General features: G+C 55.2%; 12 protein-coding genes. 2 read left to right on the forward strand and 10 right to left on the reverse strand.

Translation table 11 applies throughout. The annotated features are described in order from the left end of the window. Positions 1-62: 62 nt before the first annotated feature. Entirely contained in the window at positions 63-587 is a 525-nt protein-coding gene (locus F1381_RS10465) for a type 1 glutamine amidotransferase domain-containing protein (RefSeq protein ID WP_151734792.1), read from the forward strand. Positions 588-633: 46 nt separating this feature from the next. Here the strand turns inward: F1381_RS10465 and F1381_RS10470 are convergent, their stop codons facing one another. The 7 genes from F1381_RS10470 to aroA all read right to left on the reverse strand — a co-directional run bounded on the left by F1381_RS10470 (position 634) and on the right by aroA (position 9706). Beyond that, positions 634-2046, reverse strand: a complete 1413-nt coding sequence (locus tag F1381_RS10470; protein WP_151734793.1) for a hypothetical protein — start codon at positions 2044-2046, stop codon at positions 634-636. Then, positions 2033-2566, reverse strand: coding sequence for a sigma-70 family RNA polymerase sigma factor (locus tag F1381_RS10475; RefSeq protein ID WP_151734794.1), 534 nt, complete (start codon positions 2564-2566; stop codon positions 2033-2035). The genes F1381_RS10470 and F1381_RS10475 overlap by 14 nt, the downstream gene beginning before the upstream one ends. 205 nt (positions 2567-2771) lie before the next feature. Next, complete coding sequence (gene ptsP / locus F1381_RS10480; protein ID WP_151734795.1) at positions 2772-4559, reverse strand: phosphoenolpyruvate--protein phosphotransferase; 1788 nt, start codon at positions 4557-4559, stop codon at positions 2772-2774. Continuing rightward, the gene (locus F1381_RS10485) at positions 4556-6442 is read right to left on the reverse strand and encodes a glucose PTS transporter subunit IIA (RefSeq protein ID WP_151734796.1); all 1887 of its coding nucleotides are present in this window, start codon (positions 6440-6442) and stop codon (positions 4556-4558) included. The genes ptsP and F1381_RS10485 overlap by 4 nt, the downstream gene beginning before the upstream one ends. A 605-nt stretch (positions 6443-7047) precedes the next feature. After that, positions 7048-7503: a PDDEXK family nuclease gene (locus F1381_RS10490; RefSeq protein ID WP_343043397.1), complete on the reverse strand. Its 456-nt coding sequence runs from the start codon at positions 7501-7503 to the stop codon at positions 7048-7050. A gap of 356 nt (positions 7504-7859) precedes the next feature. Beyond that, positions 7860-8294, reverse strand: a complete 435-nt coding sequence (locus tag F1381_RS10495; protein WP_151734797.1) for a CoA-binding protein — start codon at positions 8292-8294, stop codon at positions 7860-7862. Between the two features lie 119 nt (positions 8295-8413). Then, the gene (aroA, locus tag F1381_RS10500; protein ID WP_151734798.1) at positions 8414-9706 is read right to left on the reverse strand and encodes a 3-phosphoshikimate 1-carboxyvinyltransferase; all 1293 of its coding nucleotides are present in this window, start codon (positions 9704-9706) and stop codon (positions 8414-8416) included. Positions 9707-9823: 117 nt separating this feature from the next. Here aroA and F1381_RS10505 point away from each other — a divergent pair, with 117 nt between their 5' ends. Beyond that, positions 9824-10132, forward strand: a complete 309-nt coding sequence (locus tag F1381_RS10505) for a rhodanese-like domain-containing protein (RefSeq protein ID WP_151734799.1) — start codon at positions 9824-9826, stop codon at positions 10130-10132. A gap of 41 nt (positions 10133-10173) precedes the next feature. On the opposite strand, the gene F1381_RS10510 is transcribed toward F1381_RS10505, so the two are convergent. From F1381_RS10510 to F1381_RS10520, 3 genes are all read right to left on the reverse strand, one after another. Beyond that, a complete protein-coding gene (locus tag F1381_RS10510) occupies positions 10174-10722 on the reverse strand; it encodes a shikimate kinase (RefSeq protein ID WP_151734800.1) in 549 nt (182 codons plus the stop codon). A gap of 226 nt (positions 10723-10948) precedes the next feature. Further along, entirely contained in the window at positions 10949-12361 is a 1413-nt protein-coding gene (gene gndA / locus F1381_RS10515; protein WP_151734801.1) for an NADP-dependent phosphogluconate dehydrogenase, read from the reverse strand. Between the two features lie 253 nt (positions 12362-12614). Further along, on the reverse strand, positions 12615-13211 hold the full coding sequence (locus tag F1381_RS10520; RefSeq protein ID WP_151734802.1) for a hypothetical protein: 597 nt from the start codon (positions 13209-13211) through the stop codon (positions 12615-12617). Positions 13212-13292 lie beyond the last annotated feature (81 nt).

Below are 13292 nucleotides of genomic sequence, written 5' to 3' on the forward strand. Positions count from 1 at the left end.
ATTGAGCTCACGGATTTGCTAGAATGGACAGGAACCCGACATGAAAGGAGCTGCTTGCTAGAATGAGACTCGCCGGTAAAAAGGTCATCTCATTAGTAGATGATGAATTCGAGGATTTGGAATTGTGGTATCCCGTGTACCGCGTCCGGGAGGAAGGTGCCGAGGTGCACTTGGCAGGATTGGAAAAGGGAAGAACCTACACCGGCAAATACGGCGTTCCCGCCGTGGCCGATTTCTCCTGGGACGAGCTGAAAGAGGCTGATTATGACGGCATCCTGGTGCCCGGCGGCTGGGCTCCCGACAAGATCCGCCGGTACGGCGCGGTGCTGAAGCTGATTCAGGACTTTCATGCCGCCCGCAAGCCGATCGGGCAAATCTGTCACGCCGGCTGGGTGCTGATCTCTGCCAAAATCCTGCAGGGTGTCACCGTTACCTCCACGCCGGGCATCCGCGACGACATGGAGAATGCGGGAGCGGTCTGGAAGGATGAGCCGGTAGTCACCGACGGCCACATTATTTCGGCGCGGCGGCCGCCGGACCTGCCGCCTTACGGCAAAGCCTTTTGCGACGCGCTGGCCGGAGAATAAGCCCCAAAAGCCCCGCCGTTGGCGGGGCTTTTGGGATGAAAGGATTCTACTCCCGGATGGTTACCTCCACCCGTTCTTTAATCGGATTGGGGTAGCTCTCCAAAGTAAAGGTCAGCGGCTGCGGCAAATCGCCGGAGCCCAGATCAAAGGAATACCTGTATGAAGGATTCTCTGCTGCCGTTGCGGCTTTTCTGAACTGTGCCAAAGACCAGGCCGACGTTTGAAGCAGATGCTTCTGCCCGGTGCCATCCACGAATTGATCTGCCAGCTGCATGCTGAGGTAGCCTTTCGCCAGCTCTGTTGATTTCAGCTCGTAGTCCAGAATCATGCTTTCCCCGCTTGACTCTGCGGAGAATTTGAGGCGGTCATCCGGAGCTTTGATGATTTTTTGCATGTCCGTATCGATTATGAGCCGGGTTGCCGATTTATCCAGAGCCACAATTCCGCTGATTCTCAGCTTCAGGGGAGCATTCGAAGTATTATCTCTTGGAAAAACATACATGGTCTCGCCATTCAGCTTCATCGTCTGCAATAAACCGTATCCGGTATATACATTATCGGTTCCCTGAATCAGCTGCGGGCTGATCAGACTGAATATTTGTTTGGAGTTGGCAGAGTCGTAGGCTATATTCAGATACACGCCTGTTGTGGAGAAGTACGCACTCTTGATTAATATATTCTGTCCCGCTGCGGTTAAAGTCTGATCAAGCTTCAGCTCCTGTCCCGCTTTGGCCATTTCCGCTTTATCCAGTTTCAAGGGAACGGTCAACCTGGTAGCATCGGATGCCGGAACGGCAAGCCCGCTGCTTGCAGCTCCTTCGGCGCCCACCACTATATTCGCATACACCGTATCCGGCAGGGAGGAATATTCTCCAGCCCACAGCTGCTGGCTATAGAACCGGGTAGCGCCTGTAGCGGCCTCGTTCGGCGATGAACTGCCAGTGTATATAAGCGGCTGCCCCTCCTGGTCCGCCAGTGTCAAGGAAGCAACCTCCACCTTATGTCCGCTGTTGTTGTAAAGAGAGAATACCAGAAGCATCCCTTTACGGTCCGCGGCGATCCGTTCGATCTCCACTTTATAGCTGCCCTTTTCCGCTACGGCTCCATCAATCTTCTTCAGTAATCCGGCTTCAAAAGCGGAAGCGGCCGTCGTCTGGCTGCTGCCGTAAATACCTGCTGCGCCTGACAGCCCTAACCGGGCCGCCGCATTTGTTTCAGCCTGCCCGCCGTCCGGCTCCAGAACCCGGTCTCCAAGCTGCGGGATGAGCAGCAGCAGTAAGGCCGCCAGCACCGCCGTGAAAGCCAGCGCCCATTTACGCCGCGGCTGCCGCCGCCGCGAGCGCTGCTTACCGACTCCCTCTGCTATTGCCGCATTCAATTTCGCTTCAGACACCCCGTCTGCGTGTGCAGAAATCCCCTGAAAATACTCTTTCAGCAGTTGTTCCTCATTTACCGCCATACCGTTTTCCCCCTCCCATTTGACTGCGCAGCTGCTCTAATCCCTTGTTCAGCCAGGTCTTGACGGTCCCCTCCGGTTTGCCGAGCACTGCAGCGATTTCCGACAGCGTAAGGTCTTGATAATACTTAAGCACCAGCACCTGCCGGTACTTGAGCTTCACCTTATCCAAAGCGCGTTCCATATCGAGCTTGCGGTCGCTGGTCATCTCAGCCACTCCGCTGTCCCGCGCCTGCGGCTCAGCGGGGACAAGCTGTTTTCTGCGTTTCAGCTCATCCTTGCAGCAGTTGATCAGAATCCGGGTCATCCACGGGGCAAACCGTCCCGGGTCCTTCAGGCTTGAGCGTTTGATCCACGCCCGGTAGGTGGCTTCCTGCAGCATCTCCAGCGCGTCATTCTCATTCCGCAAGTAGCTGTAAGCGATGCCGTACAAGATCCGCTTCTGGCCGGACACCTGCTCAAGAAACGGCTCGGCCTTATCTTCCATCTGCCGCACCCATTGCCCCTTCAGCAAATCCTCCATACTGTTCCCCCTCTCCATATGCTCTCTGCTAGTCGTTCTGGCTTGTCTGTCCAAATGCTTCTGTATATACTGACTGCAATCTGGCGCAAACGGTTTTATTTTTTTGGAGTTTAAGCCATTTTCCCATGTAAAAGTTCTGACCGGTCAAAAAAAAGAATCCGGCGGGCATGCCGGATTCTTCGTTGTAGCTTCTATCTGTATCTTGCTAGGCCGATCCCTTATTGCTGCATGAGGTCTTCTCCTTCGGTTCAGCGCCAGCAGCCAGCGGTAGGCTGCTGCGTTGCGCGAAGGCGCTGAGCACCTCCTCCGTCTGCAGGCTGGTCCGGTGGCGGAAGCAGACCTTCCCGGTCTCCCGGGCTTCGGAGGCCAGCGTGTTCAACGTGCGGTGCTTGACCCGCAGCAGCGCCTGCGGCGACATGCTGAGATCACGGATGCCCAGCTCCAGCCACAGGGGCAGGGAGCGTTCATCTGCGGCCATTTCCCCGCAGATGCTGATCGTGATGCCACCGCGGCGGGCGGCGTCAACCGTCTGTCTGATCATCCGCAGAACCGCCGGATGGTAAGGATGATAGAGATGGGCAATCTGCTCGTTCATCCGGTCGACAGCCAACACGTACTGCACCAGATCGTTGGTGCCAATACTGAAGAAGTCGACTTCATCCGCCAGCAGATCGGCAATCATCACCGCTGCCGGCACCTCAATCATAATGCCGACCGGGATCTTATTGTCGAAGGGGACCCCTTCTGTCTCCAGTTCGGCCTTCACCTCTTGAAGCACGGCTTTGGCCGCTTGAACTTCTTCAACAGAGGAGATCATCGGGAACATAATTTTGACATGACCGTAGTGGCTTGCCCGCAGAATCGCTCTCAGTTGGGTCTTGAACAGGTCCTTCCGGTCGAGACTGATCCGGATGGCCCGGTAGCCCAGAAACGGATTCTGCTCTTCGGGAAGCTGGAAATAGTCGAGATGCTTGTCTCCGCCGATATCCAGCGTCCGGATCACGACCGTGTTCTGCTGAACCCGCTCCGCCACCAGCTTATAGACCTCGAACTGCTCTTCTTCTGTCGGAAACGAATGGCGGTCCATATACAGGAACTCTGTGCGGAACAGTCCAACGCCTTCTGCGCCGTATTTTAAAGCCAAATCAAGCTCCTTCACCGAGCTGATGTTGCTGGCCAGCCGCAGCGGTACGCCGTCTTTCGTGATAGCCTCCACGGTCGCAAGCAGCTCCAGCTGTTCTTTCTTGCGCTGCTGCTTGTCGCGGATGGCCGCATACTCCTGCACAGTGGCTTCGTCGGGATGAAGCTGAATCACACCGCTGTCCCCGTCGATCACCAGAAAATCGCCGGTTTGAATCGGCGCCGGCAGCTTGTTCTCCAGCCCCGCAACCAGCGGAATGCCCAGCGCCCGGGCCATAATCGAAGAATGCGAGGTTTTGCCGCCCATCATGGTCACAATTCCCAGCACATACACCGGGTTAAGATGGGCCAGCTGCGAAGGCGACAATTCCTTGGCCACCAGAATGTAGGGCTTCGTATCCGAAGGCAGCGTCACCTCCGGCGCACCGAGCAGATGCTTCAGCAGACGGTTGCCGACATCCTTGATATCGGCCGCCCGTTCTTTCATATATTCATCGTCCAAGAGGTCGAACATGGCGACAAAATGGTCGATAGCTTCCTTAACGGCCACCTCGGCCGCCTTATATTGGCGTTCAATAATGCCGCGGATCTCACTCATGAATACGGGATCATCCAAAATCGCCAGATGGGCGTCAAATATACTGGATTCCTCCGGGCCGACCACTTCACGGAATTCACGCTTGATAAACTCAATCTCATCCTTGGAGGTGCGGACCCCCTCGTACAGCCGCTCGAATTCCTTGGCCAGATCAACCGGATTCACCTGTGTATCCGGCATGCTCCATTCCCAGTTTGGCAGGACAAAGGCCTTCCCGATGGCAACACCCGCTGCAGCGCCTATGCCTTGTATCATGCTTCAATCCCTCCAACATTGCTTTCGTGTAGAACCACGGACATAACCGACGACTGCCCCTTTTTCACATTTTTAAACGGCCCGTAACTCCAGGATTTTACCCGGTCCGGGTTGGTGATTACCATCGGAGTCGCCAGCGAAGCCGCATGCTCGCGCAAATACCCGATATCAAACCGCACCAGCAGCTGGCCGGGCTCTACGCTGTCGCCCTCCTGCACCAGCGCCTCGAACGGCCCCTTGAGCTGGGAGGTATCGATGCCGATATGCATCAGCACCTCCAACCCTTCCGGCGTCGAAATGCCTACAGCGTGCATTGTAGGATACACATGCATTACCTTGCCGAACACCGGTGAGACAAGCTCGCCCTTCTCCGGAAAGAAGGCCACACCGTCTCCAACCAGTTTCGCGGCAAAGATATGATCCGGCACCTCTTCAATCGGCATCATCCGGCCCTGCATCGGCGCACTGAACAGCACCTGCGGCAGGTCACGCAGCAGCAGCTTGTTGATCTCCTCGCGGATCAGCTCGGAGTAAGTGCCGAAGACGACCTGCACATTGCCGCCGCCCAGCTTGATGATGCCGGCGGAGCCCAGGCTCTTCAACGCACCTGTATCTATATATCGGTCATTATGCACCGTTAATCTTAACCGCGTGATGCAGGCCTGTACCTGCACGATATTCTCCTTGCCGCCAAGCGCCTCCAGAATCAGCGGTGCCTGGTATGGGATATTGCCCGCCCAGTCGCCCAGCTCCGAGCCTTCCTCGCGTCCCGGGGTCGGAATCTGGAAGCGGCGGATCGCCCAGCGGAACACATTGTAATACAGTACGAAATAGCCGATGCCGATTGGAATCAGCAGCCAGGCCCGCTGGGAAAGATGCAAATTAAGAATAAAATCAATGGCTCCGGCCGAATACGAGAAGCCGTGATGAATCCCCAGCGAGTAGGTCAGCAGCATTCCCAGACCGGACATGACCACATGCAGCGCGAAAAGATACGGCGAAGCGAACAGAAACGCAAACTCAATCTGCTCCGACACCCCGGTCAGAAAGCAGACCGTGGCAGCACGCAGAAAGGTTTTGCGGATTTGCGGCTTCAGATCCTCGCGCGCTTCCTGGATAATGGCCAGTGCGATGGCCGGCAGTGCAAACATCATTACCGGGTATAACCCGGCCATGAACACTCCTGCCGTCGGGTCACCGCTGAAGAACCGCGGCAGATCCCCCTGAATCACGGCGCTGCCGTCGGGTGTAGAATAATTGCCGAGCTGAAACCAGACGACGTTGTTGAGGATATGATGAAGCCCAAAGGCGGTAAGTACCCGGTTAAGCACCCCGAACAAAAACACACCGTAGCCTCCGGTCCTTTCAATCCCGTGGAACAGCGACTCCAGCCCCTGCTGCAGGTAAGGTGCGATGCCAAGCATCACCCAGGCGAACAGCGCCGAGAATAAACCCATAAACAGCAGCACAAAACGCGACCCGCCAAAAAACTGAATCGCCTCCGGCAGCTTGATATTTTTGAAACGGTTATGCGCAACACCGGCAATGATGCCGAGGATCACACCGATCATTGTCGCGGGCTGCAGCTCTCCCGTCCCCATATTGGAGACAATCCGGTCATACGTGAACATTCCCGCCAGCGCCGCCAGCCCGGCCGGTCCGGCCTGATTCGACAGTCCCCACGCCACGCCGACCGCAAACAAATAAGGCATGAAATAGAATATTCCCTGCCCCGCGTATGTAGCTACTTCCGCTACCGAAGAAAGTCCCCAAGCCGACCACGGCAGACTGCCCAAACTCAGCAATATGGCCGCCGCCGGCAGCACCATGGTGGGAAGCATGATCGCTCTGCCCAACTGCTGCAACGATCCGAGCCAATTCAAGATGACCCTCTCCTTTCTTCTATACTGAATCGTAAGCGCTACTGAGGCGTTTGTCAAAAGATTACGCAACAATTAGAATACCACGTTTGGCGGGGGGATGTGAACTTTATTTGCTTGACATGGTCCAGTTTATTATCCTTTGTATCGGGAAATCTGCACCTCCGATGATTCCTAACTTGTTTCTTTCTACTCGTCTATACTCCCGTCTATACCTAACAGTGCCATCCAGCTCTCCAATGAGCACCTTAACTGAGGTAATTGTAGTTTGTACAACTATTTCCATCAAAACGCGCAAATTAGCAGATTTAATTGTATTTTGTGCATCTATTTTCATACAATTTGGCATTTCGAACATTATCCACTTGGTTTAACTGTATGAACTACCTCTATTCCGTAAAGTTAATCCCTTTCAACTGAAATAGTTGTACAAAATACATCTATGATCCAGCTTAGACACTCCAAGAATCAACTGTTCCAAAACTGATCTGATGATCTCACTCTCCAATGTTCACCAGTCAAACATCACCACATTTGTCCTTGCCGCATTGCTTTCACTTCATAATAGCGCGTCCTTTCTCCATCGCCCACTGGCTGCATTAGACTTTTTAAAAGCACAATGAATTCAGCACTTTCCGTGCAGTCCTGAAATTAATGCGGAAATGGTCGGTCACATCCTTCGGGCGGATGGGCTTGCCGAGCTGCCAGGCGAGGCGGAGCACATCCTTCTCTTCGGCGCTTAGTTCATTCACGGCCGGCTTACCGGCAAGATAAGGCGCTAGAGCCAGCTGCAGAAGCATTGTGCAAACCTCAGGCCGCTGCTGGATATCGTCGCACGAGAAATGCAGCATCCGCCAGCCCATACCCGTGAGGAAGGTGTCCCGGTTCAGCGCATAACTGAATTTTTCCCGGTCCATATCCTTAATATGACTCTGGTATCCATCGCATTCCATACCAAAGCGCACACCGTTCGGCGGAAGGAAGGCGAAGTCCAGAAACTGCGATTTACGGTTCCAATCATACACTTCATACTCCGGATGCAAATGGTCCAGAGACTCGAACAACGGCCACCATACATTTTGTAAAAAGAGTTTTTCCGCATACTGATGCCCGCAGCAATCTCCTTTCCGCTCCCCCGTTCTCCAGCCAGAGTGCCGTTCGATGAATAAATGATGTGATTCCTCAAAGCCCATATGTATCCCTCCCGAAAAAAGTAAAAGAACGCCCTCGCCCGCTGTAACAGCGGTAAAGGACATTCTTCGTCTAGCCAAAGTATAGCAGACTCTTTGGCTGAAATATACGGCAAAACTGGCCGCACCGGCCCGGTTATGCCTATGCAGTGAATACCGGGCGGCCACTGCGCCCGCAGCGAGCTGCCGCACCTATGGGCGGGGCCTGCTCCAGCATCGGTATGCTGCCCCTAGCCCCGGCTGCGGCCGTGCATCGTAATCGCTTCTTCGACCTTGATGCAGCGGTCCATGATGGCGACCATGCCGTGGCGGGCGGCGATGTCGGCCGCCTCCTGGCTGACGATGCCCTGCTGCAGCCAAAGCACATTAGCACCGATGTCGGCCGCCTCCTGTGCCACCCCGGCACAGTACTCTCTGCGGCGGAACACATTGACGATATCGACCGGCTCGGGGATTTCGGCGAGACTATGATAGCATTTCTCGCCCAGAATCTCCCCGTCAACGGTTGGATTGACGGGGATAATGCGGTAGCCGCGGCTTTGCATAGCGTAGGCTACCATATAGGAAGTGCGGTCGCTTTTGTCGGATAGACCTACAACGGCAATATTGCCTGCCGAGGCCAGAATATCGCCGATTTGTTCCCGGCTCGGGTTCTCAAATGCCATAACAATTACCCCTCTCTCGATTAACGGTAATCATGCGGCGCGGGATAGATCAAAGGCCCCTCACTCCTCCGAACAGGAGCGGCCTCCTCTCTTCTAATGCGAGCGCCTGTGCTACATTGTTATTGTACCCACTCCACGTCCGCGCCAAGCGCGCGCAGATGATCGAAGTACTGCGGATAGGATTTGGCAACATGATGCGCATCCTTAATCAGCAGCGGCTGGCTGGCCCGTAAGCCTACTACCGTCAGCGCCATAATGACCCGGTGATCATAATGGGCGTTAATGGTAACACCGCCTTCAACACCTTCCGGCCGGCCGTGCACGATAATCTCGTCGCGTCGTTCCTCTACCTTGGCACCGGCCCGGGTGAGCTCGGCCAGATAGTCGGTGATCCGGTCGCATTCCTTGTAGCGCAGGTTCTCTACATTATAGAAGCGCGAAGTCCCTTCGGCGAATACAGCAGCCGCTACCATGGCCAGCACGGCGTCGGTTGCCGCATCGCCGTCAAATTCCACCGCCTTCAGCATACCGTTGCCCTTAACATGCACAGTATCCTTCTCGTGAGTCAGCGGCACCTCCATCATCCGCAGCACATCGATGATCGCCCGTTCGCCCTGCTTGCTGTGCTCGACCAATCGTTCAATCTTCACGTCTGACTTCGTCACCGCCGCAGCTGCAAGCACCGCCGCTGAGCCTGGATAATCCCCCTGCACCGTGTAGGTCTTAGCAGCATAGGATTGTCCGCCCGGCACTTTGAAGGACATGTAATCGTCTGTGGCATGCACCACGATGCCCGCCTGCTCCAGCACCTCCAGCGTCTGTCCGACGACAACCTTCGACTTCAGGTCATCCAGCACAACAATTTCGCTGTCCTCTGCAAGCAGCGGAGTCAGGAACAGCAGCGCGCTGAGATACTGGGAGCTGACCGCACCCGAAACCGTAATCCGCCCGCCTTTCGGCGCTCCGCCCCGGATGGTGATCGGCAGTCTGCCGTTATTATGCTCGACCTCTACGCCGATTTGGCCCAGCGCGGTAATCAAATCATCATGCGGCCGTTTCCCCAGGGAATCGGGATACGTATTTACAAAAGTAACCTCCGGACTGAGGGCGGCCACCGCCATCAGAAACCGCAGCACGGCGCCGGCGTTCCCCACATTCAGTTCCTTCACATGGCTGGGATTGCGGCCAAAGCCCTTAATGACGATTTTCTCCTCATCTTCCGTAAGGACCGCCCCTAAGTCCGCGATACAACGGCGGATGGCGTCGCTGTCCTCGCTGTGCGCCGGATGATAAATCGTGCTGACGCCTTCGGACAAAGCCGCGACGAGCAGGTAGCGGGTAGTATAGTTTTTGGAGGACAATGCTCCGATTTCCCCTTGCAGAACAGGTGTAGGCCTAACAATTACATCCATGATTCAGTTCTCCTTATAGTAGGGTTAGTGTTAAGTATAAGTGCGCCGTTTGACAGGCCATTCCACAATTATGGTATCATAATAACATTCTTTACACAGAAAAGAGGAGCAGCAACGATGAACGATATCCCGCAAATGACCCCGCAAGAGCTGCGGGCACGCCTGGCCGCAGGCGAGAAGCTTGTCCTGATCGATGTGCGCGAGGACGATGAAGTGGCATTCGGTATGATCGACGGCGCAGAGCATATCCCGATGGGGGAAATCCCCGCACATGCGGACGAGCTTCCGGCCGATGCCGAGCTGGTCTTCATTTGCCGCTCCGGCGCACGCAGCCAGCGTGTCTGCGAATATCTGCAGCAGTTCGGCCTTAAGGCCTCCAATCTGAGCGGGGGCATGATTGCCTGGAACGAGAGCGCCGAAGAATAAAGCGAATCGTATACCGCCCAATTACAAATCCGCTTAAAAGCTCAACCGCGGTAATGCATTAAAATATGCTGCAAGACTTCGGCCGCACTCAGCTCCGAGGTATCCACCGTGCAATGCGCGAAACGGTAGGCATCACGCCGTGCTTCCATAATGGCGCGCACCCGTTCCCGTGCATTGCCGGCCAGCAGCGGCCGGCCTTCGTCGCCGCTTGTCCTTGCCACAATGACATCCTCCGTGGCCGTCAGCGCCACGACCAGTCCCTGTGCCAGCATCAGCTCCGCGTTGCCTGGAGCCAGCGCAGCGCCTCCGCCTGTCGAGACCACCTTGCCCTCGCCTTCCAGCACCCGCTTCAGCGCAGCTGATTCGGCGCTGCGGAAGTAACTTTCGCCCTCTGCAGCAAAAATTTCCGCGATGCTCCGCCCCTCTTCCTGCACGATCCAATGATCAAGATCCACCAGCTCATAACCCAATTCTTCCGCAAGCATAGCGCCCACCGTCGACTTTCCCGTAGCCATCATTCCGACGAGAATGATATTGCGTTTCCGCAGCCGCCTGCCAGGCTGCAGCGGTTCTTCCAGATTTCCTGCCATGTCTACCTCCTGGGCGCAACATTTGTCATATCATAACACAGGGGCAAAAGGTTAGACAATGCACTTCTCCCCCGGCAAAACGCCCCCGCAAAGCGAGGCTTAGCATGGAGCTGATCCCGGTGCTTTATGGCCCTGTCATCCACTTCCAGACACTGTAAAAAAGCGGCCCGAAAGCCCCGCCGGTAGCGGAAGCCTTTCGGGCCGTTGTCATTGACTATGGGCGAACTTACTCAGCCAGCCAGTTGTGGTGGAACACGCCTTCTTTGTCCACACGCTTAAAGGTGTGGGCGCCGAAGTAGTCACGCTGTGCCTGCAGCAGGTTCGCCGGCAGACGTTCTGTGCGGTAGCTGTCATAGTAGGCCAGCGCGCTGGAGAAGCCCGGTACCGGAATGCCGCGGGTTACCGCTGCGGCAACGACCTTGCGCCAAGCATCCTGGTAGGATGTCATGATATCCTTGAAGAACGGATCGAGCAGCAGGTTCTTCAGGTCCGGATTGCTGGTGTAAGCATCCGTGATGTTCTGTAAGAAGCGGGAACGGATGATGCAGCCGCCGCGCCAGATTTTGGCCAACTCGCCATACTGCAGGTTCCAGTTGTATTCCTCGGAAGCCACACGCAGCTGCGCGAAGCCTTGTGCATAGGAAACGATCTTGCTGGCGAACAGCGCCTTGCGCACGTTCTCGATGAATTCCGCCTTGTCGCCCTGGAACGGCTCGGCTGCCGGACCGCTCAGCACCTTGCTGGCTGCCACACGCTCTTCTTTCATTGCCGACAGGAAGCGGGAGAAGACAGACTCAGTGATCATGGACAGCGGCACGCCGAGGTCCAGCGAGCTTTGGCTCGTCCATTTGCCGGTACCCTTCTGGCCTGCAGCGTCAAGGATCACGTCCACCATCGGTTTTCCGGTTTCTTCGTCATATTGGGCGAAGATATCTTTGGTAATTTCGATCAGGTAGCTGTCGAGTTCGCCCTGGTTCCAATCGGAGAACGTCGCGTGCAGCTCTTTCTCATCCAGACCGACAACATCCTTAAGGAGCTGGTAAGCTTCGCAGATCAGCTGCATGTCGCCGTATTCGATGCCGTTATGCACCATTTTGACATAGTGTCCGGCGCCGTCCGGTCCGATATATGTACAGCAAGGTTCATCGTTCACTTTAGCCGAAATGGCCGTGAGGATCGGTTCAACCAGCTTATAGGCACTTTCCTGGCCGCCGGGCATGATGGAAGGTCCCTTCAAAGCGCCCTCTTCGCCGCCGGATACGCCGGTGCCGATGAAGCGGAAGCCTTTTTCCTCCAGCTCTTTGCTTCTGCGGACAGTGTCAGGGAAGTATGCGTTGCCGCCGTCGATGATAATGTCGCCCTGATCCAAATGCGGCAGCAGCGATTCAATGGTTGCGTCAGTTGCTTTGCCCGCCTGCACCATGATCAGAATTTTACGCGGCACTTCCAGGGATTGTACGAACTCCTCCACGGAAAAAGTACCCACCAGATTCTTACCCTGCGCTTCGGCAATCAGATCATGTGTCTTCTCCGGGGAACGGTTGAATACCGATACGGTAAAGCCTCTGCTCTCGATGTTTAGAGCCAAATTCTTGCCCATAACCGCCAAGCCAATAACGCCGATTTGTTGTTTTGCCATCTGGTCCTCCACCCTTTGCATCCTGTATTTGTGTGCATTCTATTTCTCGCAGTCTTAGAATAACATCCTTTGTCACTTACGGCAAAGTACATACCTGCGAAAAAGCGATCAAATTCATTGACAAAATCCTCTAGTACCAGGAATTTGCTCACAATGACTATTTTAACGGTTTTACCCCTTGTCCACAAGCTGCAAACGCAAAACAGAAGGCATCCCGGAACTGGGATGCCTTGCTACCCGGAAGTTGTCAAAATCACCACTCCAGCATATTGAGTTCATTGCGCAGAAACTGCAGCTTTGCATGGCAAGCTTCCACAGAAGCGGTATCGCCGGAACGGATCGCCTTATTCATCAGATCAAGCTGCTCGTCGACTTCCACCCGGCGCTGGCGGATGCGTTCCTCGCCTTCCACCGAATAGAACAGCTTCGTCAGCTCCTGATCGGACAGAAGCGGTCCCTTCTGGTAGAGCACGCGCTGCTGGTAACCGGAGATTTCCACGAGGCGGATCACTTCGCCGAATAAAATATTCTCAATAATGATCTGCCGGTCGCGGAACCGTTTGACTACGGCATGCCCCCGCATATCGCCGATCAGCTTCTCCATCCACTCAGCCAGACGGGCATCACGGATCATGTAATCGCCAACCAGCTTGTAACCGTCCTTGATCCGCTGAAAACGCAGCTTCACCAGCTTGCGCCCGGTGCGCACCGAGATTAAAAAGACGTTCTCGTTCTCGCTCCAGTATAAGGAATAGCCTTCCTTAATCAGATCCTTGATCAGATCCTGGATATGCTGCCTTTCAAACCGCAGCTCCAGATTGCAATACTCCACTTCGTCGTTTTTGTTCACGGCGCTCCCCCCTTTTGCCCTATTGCCTTTACGCGGCGGTTAGGGCTTCATAGGCTTCTTACAGAGTAGAACAGACTGCGG

It is taken from the genome of Paenibacillus tengchongensis (assembly GCF_008973665.1).
Taxonomy (GTDB): Bacteria; Bacillota; Bacilli; order Paenibacillales; family Paenibacillaceae; genus Paenibacillus_AQ; species Paenibacillus_AQ tengchongensis.

Excerpts from the sequence above, each read along its gene's own strand:
- F1381_RS10505 (WP_151734799.1), top strand. The coding sequence starts at position 9,824 with ATGAACGATATCCCGCAAATGACCCCGCAAGAGCTGCGGGCACGCCTG.
- F1381_RS10475 (WP_151734794.1), bottom strand. The coding sequence starts at position 2,566 with ATGGAGGATTTGCTGAAGGGGCAATGGGTGCGGCAGATGGAAGATAAG.
- F1381_RS10465 (WP_151734792.1), top strand. The coding sequence starts at position 63 with ATGAGACTCGCCGGTAAAAAGGTCATCTCATTAGTAGATGATGAATTC.
- F1381_RS10495 (WP_151734797.1), bottom strand. The coding sequence starts at position 8,294 with ATGGCATTTGAGAACCCGAGCCGGGAACAAATCGGCGATATTCTGGCC.
- gndA (WP_151734801.1), bottom strand. The coding sequence starts at position 12,361 with ATGGCAAAACAACAAATCGGCGTTATTGGCTTGGCGGTTATGGGCAAG.
- F1381_RS10510 (WP_151734800.1), bottom strand. The coding sequence starts at position 10,722 with ATGGCAGGAAATCTGGAAGAACCGCTGCAGCCTGGCAGGCGGCTGCGG.
- F1381_RS10470 (WP_151734793.1), bottom strand. The coding sequence starts at position 2,046 with ATGGCGGTAAATGAGGAACAACTGCTGAAAGAGTATTTTCAGGGGATT.
- ptsP (WP_151734795.1), bottom strand. The coding sequence starts at position 4,559 with ATGATACAAGGCATAGGCGCTGCAGCGGGTGTTGCCATCGGGAAGGCC.
- aroA (WP_151734798.1), bottom strand. The coding sequence starts at position 9,706 with ATGGATGTAATTGTTAGGCCTACACCTGTTCTGCAAGGGGAAATCGGA.